Consider the following 16630-nt stretch of genomic DNA (forward strand, 5'->3'; position numbering starts at 1 on the left):
CGATACGATCACAAATCCTGTTCGTATTTTCGTCGCGTGGGACTGACCGTGAGCCTTTTCCGTATTCTCGTATCCAGCTATGTCGCGTTGGCCGTGATTTGGCAAACGCTGATTCCTGGCTGCCCCCATTCGGTTCACGGGAAGTGCTCTACCCATCACGGCGTGCAGGCCTCGTCGCAGATTGCTTGTTCGTCCTTGAAGTGCGGCTGCCAGGGGAACGCTCCTGACGAACCACATGAACAGAAACACCCAAACCATCACTGTCCTTTCTGCTGTAGCACAGCAGACGCGATTTGCCCGGAACCGCTGCCCGTACGAATTTCTGGAATGGGCGAGCCGGCGTTTTTTCCGGAGACTTGTTTCCGTACGGCGAATCGTCAGGTGGAGGCAATCGCTTGCCGGACTCAATGTCCCGCGCGATGTACTTGGAACCTGCAGATGCTGGGACGACTGCTGCTCTAAAGACGAACTTATCCGAACGACCCCAATCTACTGTTCGTTCAATTGTCGCCGCAGTACTCTTTGTTCCAGCCTGATGGAGTGTTCCATGCCAAATCGATCCCGTTCGCGGCTCCTACTGGCCGCTTCGCTGTTGAGTTGTTCGTCCTGCGCCAACTTGGATCCAGCCGGACCGGAAGCCACGGCACCTTGGCTAAAAGCCTGTCGACCGGTCAGCCGCTCCGAGCAATCCGCAGCTGAGCGTTCCGGCATCCGCACGGTTTCCGCAGTCGGCGGGCCGCAATTTCTAGCCGTCGACGCCGACGAGTCCGCATCCGACGCGCCGGTTCCAGCTCAAGAACCGCCTGCGATAGCCAAAGATCCTAAGAATTCGACAACGGACGGCAAAACCGAGAATGCACCGGCACCGGAGGAATTGATTGAGAACGGTGGGATTTCCCTGGCCAAACTCGAAGAGATTGCGTTAGCGAACAATCCGACGCTACGGCAAGCGGGGCTGCTTGTTCGTCAGTCCGAAGGCAACTGGCTGCAGGTCGGGCTGTATCCAAATCCCGTGGTCGGTTATCAGGCGGAAGAGATCAACGATGACGGCACGGCAGGCAAGCAAGGGGTGTTCGCCAGCCAAACCATCGTGACAGCTGACAAACTGGAATTAAACCGGGCAGCGGCGAGTTGGGATATCGAGCAAGCCCGCTGGCAAGCCGATGCCCAGCGGTGGGCCGTAGTCAATAGTGTCCGCGTTCAATTTTATGCCGTGCTAGCCGCTCAGCGAACGGTGGAGGTCGCCGAAGACTTGGAGAAAATCGTTCAGCAGGGCGTGGAAACCGCGGTGGAACTTCGCAAAGCCGGTCAAGTTCCTGAAACCGACGTCTTGCAGGCCAATTTGGAACGCAACGCGGTCCAAATCATCTTGCGAACCGCCCGGCGACGCGAATCGGGCGCACGCCGAGAACTCGCCGCACTGCTGGGGTTGCCGGAACTCCTCTCCGCTCCTCTAGCGGGAACACTGGACAACGCGATGCCGGAACTCGACTACGAACTTGAATGGCAGAAACTCGCTGCCAACAGCCCGGCTCTGCAGTTCGCCCAAGCTCAAGTGGAGCAGGCCCGTGCTCAACTACGCCGGGAAGAAGTCCAGCCAATTCCCGATGTGCTCGTGCAAGCCAATGCACTGAACGATTTTGCGACCGACACCCCGGTTTACGGCTTGCAATTGGGAATCGCGTTGCCGGTCCACAACAAAAACCAGGGGAATATTGCGGCGGCTCACGCGGCATTGCATCAAGCCGCCGAGAACATTCAACGGCTGGAACTGACACTTCGGCAGCAATTGGCTCAGGCAATTCAGCAATACGAAGTAGCGCAAACGCAAGCCGAATTGTACCGTGACGAGATTCTGCCGACGGCGCAGGAGGCTTTGGATTTGACGACGCAGGGCTACCGTGCGGGTGAAGTGGGTTTTCTGCGGGTGCTCACGGTTCGCCGTACTTATGTCGAGAATCAGATCAACTACATCGCCACTCTACAAGACTTGAAGTCCGCTGCCGTGGACATCGAAGGACTGCTCATCAGCGGCGGCTTGAACTTGCCCGCTCAGGTGCTCGGCCAATTTGGCAGCGGCCGCGGTGGAGCGGGCGGAGCCGGTGGCGGCGGGGGCGGTACGCGACCGCTAACCGCCACTCCCAAGACGGAATAGGAGTTGCAATGAGCGGCCCTCCGGCTTTCCCATCTTTCCGACCGGACACAGAACGGCGACTGTCGGGTTGACGAGTGGTTTCGCCATGTTCAAGGGGTCGCCGGATGAGTTGGTCTTGACGAACTCCAATCAGATGAAGATACTTCGGAAACGGCGTCTTGAAGTCAACGGGAAGGAACTCCTTTCGATGTTTCGGTTGGTGATGACATTAGCGACACTCCTGGCAACAGGAGGGCATGCTGTGGTGGGGTGCTGTTGGCACCACGATCATGGCAGTCCATGTCGAGATGCGCACAGCGAACGAAACACGGCTCAAAAAACCTCGTCGAGTCAGCATGCCTGTCCGTGTTCGCACGGTTCCAATGAAAACGCCGGGCAGGCTGATCAGAATAGTGAACAGGTTTGCTGCCAGCCTGCGAATCCCTCTCCGTGCGGGGATCGGCATGATCACGGTCCTAGCGGCTGTGGTGAAGAGTCCTGTCAGTATGTTGCCCCCAGCCAGGTGAAAATTCCGACGCCAGTCGATGGCTTTGGTGGTTGGGATCTGAATCTGATTGTGACGCGTAGCGTTGAGGCCGGTTCTGGCAATCTGGCCCGATTTTCCTCGCGGGATCTCTCGCAATCCCTCCATTTGGGAAGTCTTTGCGTCCGTGATGTGACGCAAATTGCGTTGCTCTAGAACGAGCGGCCCCAATTCTTTTCGGTGGGAGAGTGACGGCTGAAGAAGCCGTTGGCTTGCATTGCTAGTGCCAACTTCTGGCACGCTTTGTACGACTGCTCGTCTCCCCCTCGCTCCGTGTTTGTTCAGCGCGACCTCGTGTTCGTTGCTGCGCGATTCTCTCGGTGTTCCAATTCTTTCAAGGAGTTCGGGATGAAACCTTATCTCACCCGGTTTTCGAAATTATCGTCCAAGTGGCTTTGGCCGGCGATTGGCGTGTTGGTCATCGTGGTCGGCTTGGCCACGCTTCCTCTGTGGCTGCCCGTTCTGAACGTCCTGGCTGACACCTTGGCTGGCCGCTCCGAGGTCGCAGCTGCGGAAGGTTCTGAAGATGATCATGCCGGTCACGATCACGCTGCTGATGCGCACGAGGGGCATGATCATGCCGGACATGACGAATCCCAGTCACTAGAGTTGTCTGCTCAAGCTCGCAAAAACATTGGCTTGAGAGTGGGTGAAGTGCGACTGACAAATTATGCCCGCTCCATCACAGTGCCGGCCCTGGTTACCGGACGACCGGGCAAGACGCATCAGAAGGTCGCCGCTCCGCTGACCGGTGTGGTCACTGGTGTGCATGTCGTTGAAGGTGAGGTGGTCAACTCAGGCGATCTATTATTCAATTTGCGGCTGACCCACGAGGATCTGGTTCAAGCCCAGACCGAGTTCTTGACTTCGCTAGGCCAACTCGATGTCGAAAAACGCGAGCTGAAGCGGCTGGAAAACATCAGTTCCGGTGTTGTGGCTCAAAAAGTCATCTTGGAACGACAATATGAAGTGGACAAGCTGGAAGCCGTCTTGAAAGCCCAACGGCATGCCCTGCACCTCCATGGACTCGCGGATGAGCAGGTCGATGATATCGTCCGTAATCGAAATTTGGTCCGTGAAATGCAGGTGCTGGTGCCGTACTTGCACGAGGATTCGTCGGTCCACGACAAAGGAGAAACTCCGCGACGTATCAGCACCATCAGTACGGCTGGCGCAACCTCGACGCCGACCGACGACCTCGACGGTCGTGAGTTCCCTCGTCGTCTCGGAATCAATACGGCAAGTGCGACCTCAACGTCGACCGATGGCCATGAAGTGCGGTCCCAGCGGTTCGTGGTTCGTGAACTTGGCGTCCAGACGGGTGAAGCCGTCCAAACCGGACAGACGTTGTGCATATTGACGGACTATAGCACGCTCTACGTGGAAGGCCGCGCCTTCGAGCAGGATGCCGCGGAAATCATTCAAGCCGCCAATGATGAGCGGCGGATCACTGCCTTCCCCGAGCAAGCCGGCCTGGGTAGTCCATCTGGGCTGGAAGAACTAGAAATTGTCTACGTCTCCAATGAAATTGAACGCGACTCCCGGGCACTGCATTTCTATGTAAACCTTCCTAACGAGATCGTGCGGGAGAGTCAGCGGGATAATCATCAATTCGTCACTTGGCGATTCAAGCCGGGACAACGTATGCAACTCCGCGTCCCCGTCGAGCAGTGGGAAAACGTGATGGTGTTGCCTGTCGATGCCGTAGCACAAGAAGGACCGGAGACATTCGTCTTCGTGGAAAACGGTGACCACTTTGACCGTCGACCAGTCCACATCAAGTACCGAGACCAGTATGACGCGGTGATTGACAACGATGGTTCTCTGTTTCCCGGCGAATCGGTGGCACAGAACGGAGCGCATCAGTTGCAAATGGCTATCAAGAACAAATCCGGCGGCGCGGTCGATCCGCATGCCGGACATAACCATTGACGTCAATCGCCGAGTCGCAAGGGCTCTCTGTTTTTTCGGTTTTCAATTCTTGCCGCGTGCCATTGTTGGTCCGGCTCTGTGCTCCTAGCTCTTAGTCATCTGCTTTACACATGCTCAACGCCATTATTCGATTCGCCTTACGTCAACGATTGCTGGTCATTGCCTTGGCCTTGTTCCTGCTGGGCTATGGCGGTTGGCAGACGATGAACATGACAATCGACGTTTTTCCGAATCTGAACCGGCCGCGAGTGGTGGTGATGACCGAAGCCCCCGGCATGGCTCCGGAAGAAGTCGAAACGCTGATTACCTTTCCCTTGGAGACGGCCCTCAACGGTGCCAACGGTGTGCAAGCTGTTCGAAGTTCCTCGGGTGTGGGCATCTCGGTCATCTATGTCGAGTTTGATTGGGGCACCGACATCTACACCGATCGCCAGATTGTCGCCGAACGTATTGCGTTGGCAGAGGAACGTATGCCGGAGGGCATCAAACCGACGCTGGCCCCGATTTCATCGATCATGGGGCAAATCGAAATGCTCGCCATGTGGAGCGACACGGGCGAGACCGCACCGATCGAACTGCGGACATTGGCAGACTGGGTCGTTCGGCAACGATTATTGACGATTCCCGGCGTCTCCCAAGTTTTCACGATGGGCGGCGGCCGAAAGCAATTTCAGGTGCTCGTCGATCCCGATAAATTGCTGCGTTACGGCGTGACATTGCATCATGTGAAACAGGCGCTTGTCGAGAGCAACCGAAACACCACCGGCGGCTACCTCGACGAACAAGGACCGAGCGAGTTTCTCGTTCGTGCCTTGGGACGCGTTCAGACGATCGAAGATTTGGAGAAGCTCGTCATCACGATCCGTGATGATCGACCCGTCGCGCTGAAACAAGTCGCAACCATCGTCGAGGGCGCCCAAGTCAAGCGAGGAGATAGTACCGCCTTTGTCCGTGAAGACAATGACGAGTTTACCGGCGGGCCGGCGGTTGTGTTAACCGTTAACAAGCAGCCGAATGCCGATACTCGCGAAGTCACCGATGCGATTAATGCCGCCATCGCCGATCTCAAGACATCGTTGCCGAAAGACGTGCGAATCGAAACCACCTATTCGCAACGGGCCTTTATCGATCGGGCGATTCACAATGTGGTGGAAGCCTTGGCAGATGGCGGCGTGTTGGTCGTCGTGCTGTTGTTTATCTTTCTGATGAACTTTCGCACGACATTCATCACGCTGACGGCGATTCCGCTGTCCCTCGTGATCACAGCCTTGATCTTCGCGTTCTTCGGACTTTCCATTAACACGATGACGTTGGGTGGGCTGGCCGTGGCAATTGGAGAGTTGGTCGATGATGCGATCGTAGACGTCGAAAACATCTTCAGGCGACTCGGTGAAAATCGGCACAAACCCGCGGGCGAGCAAAAAAATCCGCTGCTGGTCGTCTTTCAAGCCAGCGTGGAAATCCGCAATTCGATTGTCTTCGGCACGATGATCGTCGTGTTGGTGTTCGTGCCGCTGTTTGCGTTGCAAGGTATGGAAGGTCGGTTGTTCGTGCCGCTGGGCATGGCCTATATGGTGTCCCTGCTGGCCTCGCTAGCGGTGTCGCTGACGGTCACACCAGTTCTTTCGTACTTGCTTTTGGCACGCCGGGCCTTGTGGTTGTTTGTAGCGCCGCTGATGGCCCTATCCATCTCGGCGTCCATTTTCTATTGGGTCATCCCGCGACTTTCCGACATGGTGACAGTGCCAGAGATTTTCACCCATGGACCTCTGCAGTGGACCCTTATTTTTACTCTGCCGATTTGGCTGTTGATGATGTTCACCGACCGCGCCAGTCACGGCGAACAAGACGGTCTTGTGCTCCGCGTGCTCAAGGCGATGGCCGGTTGGGTGATTAGCCTGAGTACGCGGTTGGCCATTCCAATTTTGGCGGTTGCCGCCATGGGAGTCATCGTCGCAGGATTGGTCCTCACGCGGTTAGAGAACGATTTCCTTCCCCCATTTAACGAAGGCACTGTGCAGCTCAATGTGATTCTGCCGCCGGGAACATCATTACAAACCTCCAACGAGATCGCCGGAGAAGTCGAACTACAATTAATGAACATCAATGCCGTTCAGAGTTTCGCCCGCCGCACCGGCCGGGCTGAACTGGACGAGCATGCCGAGGGGGTGAATGTCAGCGAGTTTATCATCGAGCTCGATCCAGAAAGTGAACAATCCCGTGAAGATGTCTTGGAGGAAATACGGGCTGCCATGGACGAAGTTCCCGGCATTGTCACCAGTGCGGAACAGCCGATCGCTCACCTAATTTCGCACATGATTTCCGGTGTGAAGGCTCAAATCGGAATCAAACTCTACGGCGACGATTTGGATGTCCTTCGCTCAAAAGCGGAAGAGATGAAAGCGGTGATGTCTGGCGTCGAAGGAGTCACGGACTTGTTGGTCGAACCGCAAGTCGTGATTCCTCAACTTCGAGTGGAAGTCGACCGCGATAAGTTGCTGACTTACGGACTCACACCAGATGATGTCAGCGAATATGTCGAAACGGCTATGAACGGCGAAGTCGTCTCGGAAGTGCTCTTGGGACAACGAACATTCGATCTGCTCATTCGGTTTGATGAGCCCTTCCGTGAAAATCTGCATGCTTTGCGCCGGCTCTCCATCGAATTGCCTGGCGGCGGGACCGCTCCGCTTTCGGCGGTCGCCAAAGTCTACGAATCTGGCGGGCCAAACACGATTAATCGCGAGCAAGTCCGTCGCCGTATCGTCATTCAAGCCAACGTTTCCGACCGCGGCCTAGTCGAAGTCGTGCAGGACATCAAACGGCGTTTCCAAAACATCGAGCTGCCACCGGGATATTTTTTGGAGTACAGCGGGCAATTCGAAAGCCAGCAGTCGGCATCCCGAATGATTGCGATTTTGTTCGGCGTATCTCTACTGGGCGTGTTCCTCGTTCTGTATACGATGTTCGGCTCCATCAATTTTTCCCTGCAAGTCATGGCGGCACTTCCGATGGCCTTCATCGGATCGGTCGCCGCGTTGGTCATCACGCAGCAGACGCTGACCGTCGCCGCAATGGTCGGCTTTATTTCGCTCGGCGGGATCGCCAGCCGCAACGGCATCCTGCTGCTCAACCACTACTTGCACTTAGTGCGATATGAAGGCGAAGGCTGGACACGGCAGATGATCACCCGCGCCGGGCAAGAGCGGTTAGCTCCAGTGTTGATGACCGCTTTGACTTCCGGCATCGGCCTGTTGCCGCTGGCGATGGCCGCTGGCGAAGCCGGCAAAGAAGTGTTGTATCCGGTGGCGACGGTCGTAATCGGCGGATTGGTCAGCAGCACAATTCTAGAATTCTTCGTCCGGCCGGCATTGTTTTGGATGGTCGGACGCGGAGCGGGCGAACGGTTGATCCGCAATACGCGTGGAGAAGTCCCGCTCGTCGAGGAAGACCACCTCGAGAACGTCGCAGTTCACGAATCATCTGCGGCGGAGGAAGTCAATACGCCCAACGTGAACTATTCCTGACGCGGGTCGGGATATGTGTCGCGGTTGGAACCGCGTCACCAATTTTGTAGTCCCTCAAAAGGAGGAATGTGCAATGCACGGACTGAAGCGACGGATGCTGATGGTGTTTGGCCTAGCCTTGGCCATTCTGGGAACATTCGCGGCCCAACCGGCCTTAGCGGCTGAGAAGGAAGCAGTGGCCTACCGGTTGGAGAAGTGGAAGACGATCGAGTTCGAGGACATGAAGAAGGCCAAGACGCACTACACCACCATCAAGAAGCTTGGCTGTGAGGTTAAGCAGGAGGATCACAACGGACACGTTGACGTGTCCTACCGCTGCCCAAAATGGCGGGAACTTTCTCTGGACAGCCATACCGCCGCCCATAAGTGGGAAAAATGGCTCAAGGCCAGTGGTTTCGAAACCAAACACAGCCATTAGGCCCGACTGACAATGACCGCGCCCGCGGTGTTATCCGCAGGCGCGGTCTGATTTCACACTCATCTCAAGTCTCAAAACTCTGAAAAAAAGCAAAACCTTCATGAATTTCATCAAGACGTTCACCCTACTCTTCGCCGCTTCAACGATGCTGATCACAGGCTGTAGCCAGCCCAAGGAAGATCAAAGCGAATCGATCGAAATGAGTGATCTACCACCCGACACCGTGGAAATGGAAGACGGCCACCCGTCCGAAGGCCCACACCACGGCGGATTGATTGAACTGGGCAAGGAAGAGTATCACGCCGAGCTTGTCCACGACGAAGACGCGGAACAAGTCACGATCTATGTGCTCGACGGTTCCGCCAAGACGGCCGTGCCGATCGAAGCCAAAGAGGTCACCATCAACGTCCAGCATGACGGCCAACCGGAGCAATTCCAACTCGCCGCTCAACCGGACCAAGGCGATCCCGAAGGAAAATCGTCGCGGTTCATCTCCGATAATGCGGAACTCATTGAGCATCTGGACGAGGAAGGAGCGACAGCGCGGCTCGTCCTCAAAATCAACGGTAAGTCCTACAACGGGCAAATTAGTCACAGTCACGACCACGCCGGACACAAACACTGATCGTTAGAGTTCCGGTCGTAAGCCCCTAGCTAATCAGGCATCGTAAGTTGCTACGAAATCGTTCGTGGCAACTCACGATAAGGTTGCGCGCCGATAGCGTCAATGCACAAAGGCCAGAGTGCTTACGCGTTACGTTGTTTCAATCCCAGAGAAAGGAATAAAAGTCTTATGCCCGAATCCGCCGTCTTCGATTGGAATCTGGATTATTTGAGTCACCAGACACCCTGGGACACGGGCCAGCCGGCGCCTGAACTGCGGCAGGCCATCGAATCGGGGCAGATCCGGCCGGGACGTGCTTTTGAGCTCGGTTGTGGTCGTGGTACCGACGCCATGTATTTGGCCTACAACGGCTTCTCGGTTACCGCAGTCGACTATTCCAGTGTGGCATTGGCCCATGCTCGTGTCTTGGCGGCAGAGGCTAACATCCCGGTGGAATTCCTGGAAGCCGACATTTGCCATTTCGCTCATCCCATCAAGCCGGTCGACTTTGTGTTGGACTGCGGTTGCTACGAGCATTTGCGTCAAACGGATCAACACCGGGCCGAATACATGGCCACCCTGCGTCGTATCACTCAGGTCGGGTCGCAGTATCTTCTGCTGATGCGTCGGCCAGATCCGAAGGGTCATTCCGGCACTGGAAATTCCATCCAGGACGTGTTGGCCGAGTTCGGGGACGATTTCGAATGGGACAAAGCCGCCTCCGCGGACCTCGACCGATCCTCGGAAAGCCTGGACCATTGGTCGTTGCTGCTGATTCGTGGCTCGAAGTGATGACAGCTTGAAGTGAGTGAGATACGACATGGCATTTCCTGACCGAATTCCGAGTTGTGAATTCACTAGCTATTCGAATGGCAAGGAGGCCAATCCGATGAGCTCACGATCCGTACGCATGCAAGTTTTATTGATCGTCAATCTGACGCTGGGCAGTTTGCTCGCAATTCTGTTGGTGTGGGACTATCGACGCGAAATGTCCGATGCGGTACAGGACAAGCAAATCGGTTTACAAGACGAGGCGATTGCCGTCCATCAGGCTGTCATGCATCTCTTGCGAGGTCACGGAGTCGATGACGTGCAGCAGTATGTGAATACCGTGTGTTTCGCCATGCGGGATAGCCATTCGCCAGGCCATCATATCGTGGTGGAATTCGATCATCAGACTGTGCAGGCACATCGGGCCGAATCGCAGGAACTCGCGGAGACACTGCGCGCGGGAATCCAGTTCCCTGATAGTGAGGAAGTAGCAGCGAACCGCACGGACCAATGCGTGGGGGCTTTGCGAGTTGGCACCCAAAACCCGGATCACCGAGTGACATTTCAGGGCAAACAACTCGTCGTGGCTGGTCAGACGGGCGACGGAATTACAGTTTACATCTCTGAATATCTCACGAATATCCGGCGAGCGATTCGTCAGGAAGTGCTGTGGCAATCGGCAATTCTCGCGGCATTGGCTGTACTGGCAGCAGGGATCGTCAATGTCATGCTGCTCAAGCTGGTCGCCCGACCACTCCAATCTCTGGCGGCAGTCGTTACGCAAATCGCGAAGGGAACATTTGATACCCGCGTGGCTCAGTTGGGAAGTGCAGAACTCGACGAATTGGCGATTGCCGTCAATTCAATGAGCAACGCGTTGGCCGAGAGTGAACAGCACCGGCGGGCTCAAATGGAAAAAGCTCGCCTGATCCAGGAGCATCTGCTGCCCCAGGATTTGGCAGTTCCCGGCCTGACAGCAAGCATTCTGTTCAGCCCTGCCGAAGAAGTTGCCGGTGATTACTACGATCTATTTGCTTTGTCCGACGGCACATGGCTGATTTGTATTGCCGATGTCGTGGGGCACGGGGTGCCCGCCGCCATGGGGGCTGCGATGTTCAAGATGCTGCTCGCAAGCGCCGCCGAACGTCATATGGCACCGGGAGATATTCTGAGTTATGTCAACGGCCGGTTCTTGGCAGCGTCCTTGTCTGGATACTTTGTCTCGGTCTTCTTGGCCCGTTGGCATCCCGAATCGATGCAACTGGATTATGCAAATGCAGGCCACGAACCGGGTCTGCTGTCGAGTGGCGGCCGCACGATCTCTCTGTCTGCGACGGGTTTGTTCGTTGGGGTTGGAGAGGGATTGGAGTGGACCACTGAAACGAGGCATTTAGCCCCTTGCGATCGTCTTTTAATTATGACGGATGGCGTCGTTGAGACGGGGGACGCGCAGCACAATTTGTTCGGCCGTCATCGTGTGGCCCAAATGTTCACGGATTCTCAGGACGAGACAATCGCCCAGACCGTAGAGCACATCCAAGCCGCTTTGGCAGTTCATCAGGGAAAGGCCAAGACGGGGGACGACACCACCCTATTGGTCATCGAGTTCGATCCAACTGTTGCGACGACAGAAGAGCCATTGCCCCAAATCGCCCGTTGCGTGAGTTCGAACAACATTCGGGAACTTCCCCATGTTGGCTGAGGTCTAAAAACAAGATCATCGAAAAACTCATTACTCTCCAAGGAATCGGCTTCATGTCCACAGTAACGTCTGTCAAGAATTCAGCATCCCGCCAGTACCTCCTGCTAGGGTTGGGGGGCTTGGTCATCCTTTGCCTGGGGGCGGCGGGCATGTACTTTCTGGGCCCCCTGCTGGGCGTTTCGTCGACTACCACCGCCGCAGCTGAACAGGAAGATCATGACGAAGACGGGCATCCAGGAGAAGAAGGACGTGCCGAAGGCGAAACGGCGGACCGTGTGGTGTTTCCTAAAGTCCAATGGAAGACGGCTGACTTGAAAATCGCCGATGTGGAAAAAACCGACCTGCCGACATTCAAATGGGTCACCGGCAAGCTGACCGTCAATCGGGACCAAGCCGCAGAGATTTATCCTTTGGTCGAAGGCCGCGTGCATCAAGTTCAGGTCCGGTTCGGCGAGACGGTCGAGACGGGCCAAACACTGGCGATCGTCGACAGCCGCGAAGTTGGTCAAGCCAAGCTTGAATTATACCGGGACCGCCGCGACCAGCGATTCGCGGAGGTCAACCGCGAATGGGCGAAAACCATCAACACCAATGTCCAAAAGCTGATTTCCGCACTAGAAGATGAAGTCTCACTGGACAACGTACAAACGCAGTTTCAGGACGAACAGATCGGTCAATATCGGTCGGAATTGATGACGGCCTATGCCGATCTCTACAAAGCGCGGAAGGACTATGAGCGGTTGAAGCCACTTGAGGAAAAAGGAATCTCGGCTGGAAAAGACGTGTTGGCCGCCGAGGCGGCATTCAAAACCGCCAAGGCCAAAATGGAAGCCTTGTTGGAACAAATTAAGTTCACGGCTTACCGGGAGGAACTTCAAGCAAAACAGGAATTCGAAAAGGCCGAGACGGAAAGCGGCGTGAGCCGATCACTTTTGTATATTCTCGGATACCAAGCGGCAGATCTGGACAACCTCGATCCATTGGCCGAAGGCGAAGAGATTTCTCATTATCCTGTCAAAGCCCCTTTCGCTGGCACGATCATCGAAAAGGACGTCGTCATTGATGAACGGGTCGGCCCAGATACGAAAATGTTCGAATTGGCGGACCTGTCGACCCTCTGGGTGCAAGCGGACATTTATCAAAAGGATTTGCCGCTGCTCGATGAACTCCAAGACACGCTGAATTTCCGCACGACATCTTACGACCATGTGCATGAGGCGGACATCTTCTATAAAGGCGACGTTCTTAGTGGCGAGTCGCGGACGGTTCGACTATTGGCAACCGTCGAGAATCCTAACGGACATCTCAAACCCGGCATGTTCGCCCAGGTTCAACTGCCGGGAAAAGTGCTGTCCGACGTGCTCGTTGCGCCGGTTTCGGCCATTCAGCGGCAGGATGACGACGAGTTCGTGTTCGTCCATCAGAAGGGAGAGACTTTTAAGCGTCAAAACATTGTCACCGGCACGCAAAGCGAGAACATGGTCGTCATTGAGCAAGGACTACAGCCGGGAGACCAGATCGTTGTCAGCGGCGGCTTCGCCCTGAAAACCAAACTGCTCAGCGGCTCCGTCGGCGGTACGCACGCGCACTAGACCGACACCGATTCCCGATCGCCGTTCGACTCCCAATCTGAAATGACACCATGATCAACCGCATCATTTCTGCATCTTTGAACAATCGTTTCATCGTGCTTTTGCTGGCTTTGTTGCTGATCGGCGTGGGTATCAATTCGATGCTGACCCTGCCGGTCGACGCGGTCCCGGATGTGACGAACGTCCAAGTGCAAGTCCTAACCAATTCGCCGGGACTGGGGCCGATCGAAGTTGAGCAGTATGTGACGTTTCCCGTGGAAGCGGCCATGAGTGGTATTCCACGGGTCGAGGAAATCCGCTCGGTCACCCGTTTCGGTCTCTCGGCGGTGACGATCGTCTTCGAAGAGGGTACCGACATCTACTGGGCTCGCCAGTTAGTCATGGAACGATTGACCGAAGCCCGTGACAGTATCCCTCAGGGCTTCGGCGAGCCGCGCATGGGCCCAATCTCGACGGGGTTGGGCGAAATCTACCAGTTCGAGTTGAAAGCGAAGCCGGGATACGACTACAGCCTGATGGAACTCCGTTCAATCTTGGATTGGCAAATCGCATTCCAACTTCGTAGCGTGCCGGGCATCGTCGAGGTCAATTCCTTCGGCGGCGAACTCAAGACCTACGAAGTGCAAGTGGATCCCAATGCTCTATTGGACTATGACATTCCACTCGACCGCGTTTTCGAAGCGCTTGAGCGAAACAATCGTAATGCCGGCGGCGGTTATCTCGTTCATTACGGCGAGCAGCGAATCATCCGCGGCGAGGGGTTGATCAAAACCCTGGACGACGTCGGCGATATCGTGCTCGACAGCCGGGAAGACGGAACGCCGGTCTATGTTCGCGACATCGGTGATGTAAAGTTTGCGCCGATGCTTCGGCAGGGAGCCGTCACTCGGGATGCCGAGGGCGAGGCGGTTATCGGCATCACAATGATGCTCATTGGTGAGAATGCCCGAATCGTGGTGGACCGGGTGAAAGATCGCTTAGCGGAGATTGAAGCCTCACTGCCGCCAGGCGTCTATATCGACACGTTCTACGACCGCACCAATTTGATTCGCCGCACCATCGACACCGTGGTGGAAAATATCAGCACAGGAGCGATTCTGGTCGTCGTCATGCTCTTATTATTAGTGGGGAATTTGCGGGCGGGGCTGATCGTCGCCGCCGCGATTCCCTTGTCGGCCTTGTTCATGTTAACGGCCATGCGAATTTTCGGCGTCTCAGCAAATCTGATGAGTCTGGGAGCGATCGATTTCGGCATCATTGTCGATGGGGCGGTGGTGATGGTCGAGAACTCAATCCGGCACGCCAGTCTGTACCTTCGGCAGCATCCCAATGACCGTCGTGTGCCGCTTGAAGTCTTTCGCAAGGCGGGCTGGGAAGTGGGACGCCCGATTCTGTTCGCTGGCATCATCGTCGTCATTGTTTTCTTGCCGATTCTCAGTCTGCGAGGCATCGAGGGCAAAATGTTTCGCCCGATGGCCTTCAGTTTCATGTCCGCCTTGATTGGCGCGTTGATCCTGGGGGTGACGATTATGCCCGTGTTGGCCTCGCTATTCTTAGCTCGCAGCATCAGTGAACAGGATCCGCTGTTGATCCGCTGGGCGAAGAAAGGCTACGCCCCGGTGCTGCGGCGGTTGATGCACTGGCCGAAACTGACGTTCGGCGTGGCATTAGGAGCATTTGCCATCAGCGTGGGAATCGCCTCTGGCTTCGGTGCGGTGTTTATCCCGCAACTCGATGAAGGAGCGATTGCACTACAGGCTTGGCGGTTACCAAGTGTGGCATTGGAAGAATCCATCGAGTCCACCACAAACATCGAACGGGTGCTTACGGAGTTTCCCGAGGTAACCTCGGTCATCTCTAAAACCGGGCGACCGGAGATCGCCACCGATCCGATGGGTGTGGAAATCAGCGACATCTATGTGATTCTGCATCCGCGGGAAACGCTGACGCCCTTGGAGTGGCCGCTGGCGCTGATTGGGCTGGTCGACTGGCCCGAAGACGAATGGACTACAGTGGACAACCCGAAGAATATCTTCCAAGTCATACGGTCGGTTCATCTCAAGATGACCGAACAAGAGACCTTGACCGACGACGAGGAACGACAGCTTCGCGAACGGGCGGAGGCGATTTACGAGGAGTTCTCCGAGAATAATCTAGAGTTCGAGAAACAGCAACTAGTTTACACGATCAATGAATTGCTTACACGGTATGTTCCCAGCAATACGTTCAGCTACTCACAGCCAATCGAACTTCGTGTCCAGGAACTCATTGCCGGGGTGCGTTCCGAGATTGGCATTAGCCTGTACGGCCCGGACCTGGATGTGCTCAAGCAAAAAGGCGACGAGATCGTGCAGGTGATCAATCAAATTCCCGGCGCGGGCGATGTGCGCGCCCAGCAAATCGCTGGATTGCCCAACCTGCGCGTCGTCGTCGATCGGGATGAAGTCGCCCGTTACGGCATCAACACTGGCGACGTGATGGATGCCGTGGCTTCGATCGGCGGCAAAACAACTGGCCAAGTCCTAGAAGGACAACCGCGATTTCCTTTGCAGGTTCGCTTCGGTCCCCAGTGGCGGGACGACATGCAAGCTCTCAAGCAAATCAAAATCGCCGATCCGCAAGGTCGGCAAATCCCACTGGAGCAGTTGGTGGATTTGAGCTTGGAAATCGGACCGGCGATGGTCACTCGCGAGGCCATCTCGCGACGCCTACTAATCGAGGCCAACACTCGCGGTCGCGACTTAGCCAGCTTTGTGGCTGAGGCCCAGCAGGCCGTTGCCGAGCAGGTGGAACTCCCGCCGGGTTATATCGTGACCTGGGGCGGCCAGTTCAAGAATCTTCAGGAAGCGACGGGCCGACTGGTCATCGCCGTTCCCGTAGCATTGTTTCTGATCTTTGCCATGCTCTATATGACCTTCAAGTCCGCCAAGTTGGCGATCTTGATCTACCTAAATGTCCCCGTCGCGGCTACTGGCGGGATTTTCGCGCTATGGGTCCGCGATATGCCTTTCTCGATTTCTGCGGGCGTGGGCTTCATCGCTCTCTTCGGGATTGCCGTGATGAACGGCGTGGTGCTGATCGAACACATTCGTGATCTGCGCACGCGGAAAGATCGCACCGAGACGGCCGTCTTTGATGGAGCGATGGATCGCCTGCGTCCCGTACTGATGACCGCGACCACGGACGCCCTCGGCTTTTTACCGATGGCGATCTCGACCAGCGCCGGAGCCGAAGTTCAACAACCGCTGGCCACTGTCGTGATCGGCGGCGTGGTCACATCAAGCTTGCTGACATTGGGTGTCTTGCCGGCGATCTACCACTGGTTCGAGCCGAAGTCGGAAGCTGCCGAGAGGTGATTCCAAGTGAAGCCAAGGTGAGGGAACGCTCGCGGATGATCTCCAGCCAA

General features: G+C 56.0%; 10 protein-coding genes. All 10 read left to right on the forward strand.

The genetic code is table 11. The annotated features are described in order from the left end of the window. Positions 1-547 precede the first annotated feature (547 nt). The 10 genes from AC5DDB_RS20085 (at position 548) to AC5DDB_RS20130 (ending at position 16580) form a co-directional block, all read left to right on the forward strand. Positions 548-2155 (forward strand): TolC family protein, encoded by a 1608-nt coding sequence (locus AC5DDB_RS20085; protein WP_491741548.1) that lies wholly within the window; start codon positions 548-550, stop codon positions 2153-2155. Between the two features lie 85 nt (positions 2156-2240). After that, a complete protein-coding gene (locus AC5DDB_RS20090; protein WP_491741549.1) occupies positions 2241-2834 on the forward strand; it encodes a hypothetical protein in 594 nt (197 codons plus the stop codon). 192 nt (positions 2835-3026) lie between these two features. Next, the gene (locus AC5DDB_RS20095) at positions 3027-4610 is read left to right on the forward strand and encodes an efflux RND transporter periplasmic adaptor subunit (RefSeq protein ID WP_491741550.1); all 1584 of its coding nucleotides are present in this window, start codon (positions 3027-3029) and stop codon (positions 4608-4610) included. A gap of 110 nt (positions 4611-4720) precedes the next feature. Continuing rightward, entirely contained in the window at positions 4721-8137 is a 3417-nt protein-coding gene (locus tag AC5DDB_RS20100) for an efflux RND transporter permease subunit (protein WP_491741551.1), read from the forward strand. A gap of 73 nt (positions 8138-8210) precedes the next feature. Beyond that, positions 8211-8555: a hypothetical protein gene (locus tag AC5DDB_RS20105; protein WP_491741552.1), complete on the forward strand. Its 345-nt coding sequence runs from the start codon at positions 8211-8213 to the stop codon at positions 8553-8555. A gap of 100 nt (positions 8556-8655) precedes the next feature. Continuing rightward, positions 8656-9180 carry a hypothetical protein gene (locus AC5DDB_RS20110; RefSeq protein ID WP_491741553.1) on the forward strand — a complete coding sequence of 175 codons (525 nt, stop codon included), beginning with the start codon at positions 8656-8658 and terminating at the stop codon, positions 9178-9180. Positions 9181-9348: 168 nt separating this feature from the next. After that, positions 9349-9951 (forward strand): class I SAM-dependent methyltransferase, encoded by a 603-nt coding sequence (locus AC5DDB_RS20115; protein WP_491741554.1) that lies wholly within the window; start codon positions 9349-9351, stop codon positions 9949-9951. 97 nt (positions 9952-10048) lie between these two features. Then, entirely contained in the window at positions 10049-11632 is a 1584-nt protein-coding gene (locus tag AC5DDB_RS20120; RefSeq protein ID WP_491741555.1) for a PP2C family protein-serine/threonine phosphatase, read from the forward strand. A 53-nt stretch (positions 11633-11685) separates the two neighbouring features. Next, positions 11686-13224, forward strand: coding sequence for an efflux RND transporter periplasmic adaptor subunit (locus AC5DDB_RS20125; RefSeq protein WP_491741556.1), 1539 nt, complete (start codon positions 11686-11688; stop codon positions 13222-13224). Positions 13225-13274: 50 nt separating this feature from the next. Further along, complete coding sequence (locus tag AC5DDB_RS20130; protein ID WP_491741557.1) at positions 13275-16580, forward strand: efflux RND transporter permease subunit; 3306 nt, start codon at positions 13275-13277, stop codon at positions 16578-16580. The last annotated feature ends 50 nt before the right edge of the window (positions 16581-16630 follow it).

This window comes from Thalassoroseus sp., from assembly GCF_984380535.1.

Excerpts from the sequence above, each read along its gene's own strand:
- AC5DDB_RS20085 (WP_491741548.1), top strand. The coding sequence starts at position 548 with ATGCCAAATCGATCCCGTTCGCGGCTCCTACTGGCCGCTTCGCTGTTG.
- AC5DDB_RS20090 (WP_491741549.1), top strand. The coding sequence starts at position 2,241 with ATGTTCAAGGGGTCGCCGGATGAGTTGGTCTTGACGAACTCCAATCAG.
- AC5DDB_RS20095 (WP_491741550.1), top strand. The coding sequence starts at position 3,027 with ATGAAACCTTATCTCACCCGGTTTTCGAAATTATCGTCCAAGTGGCTT.
- AC5DDB_RS20100 (WP_491741551.1), top strand. The coding sequence starts at position 4,721 with ATGCTCAACGCCATTATTCGATTCGCCTTACGTCAACGATTGCTGGTC.
- AC5DDB_RS20105 (WP_491741552.1), top strand. The coding sequence starts at position 8,211 with ATGCACGGACTGAAGCGACGGATGCTGATGGTGTTTGGCCTAGCCTTG.
- AC5DDB_RS20110 (WP_491741553.1), top strand. The coding sequence starts at position 8,656 with ATGAATTTCATCAAGACGTTCACCCTACTCTTCGCCGCTTCAACGATG.
- AC5DDB_RS20115 (WP_491741554.1), top strand. The coding sequence starts at position 9,349 with ATGCCCGAATCCGCCGTCTTCGATTGGAATCTGGATTATTTGAGTCAC.
- AC5DDB_RS20120 (WP_491741555.1), top strand. The coding sequence starts at position 10,049 with ATGAGCTCACGATCCGTACGCATGCAAGTTTTATTGATCGTCAATCTG.
- AC5DDB_RS20125 (WP_491741556.1), top strand. The coding sequence starts at position 11,686 with ATGTCCACAGTAACGTCTGTCAAGAATTCAGCATCCCGCCAGTACCTC.
- AC5DDB_RS20130 (WP_491741557.1), top strand. The coding sequence starts at position 13,275 with ATGATCAACCGCATCATTTCTGCATCTTTGAACAATCGTTTCATCGTG.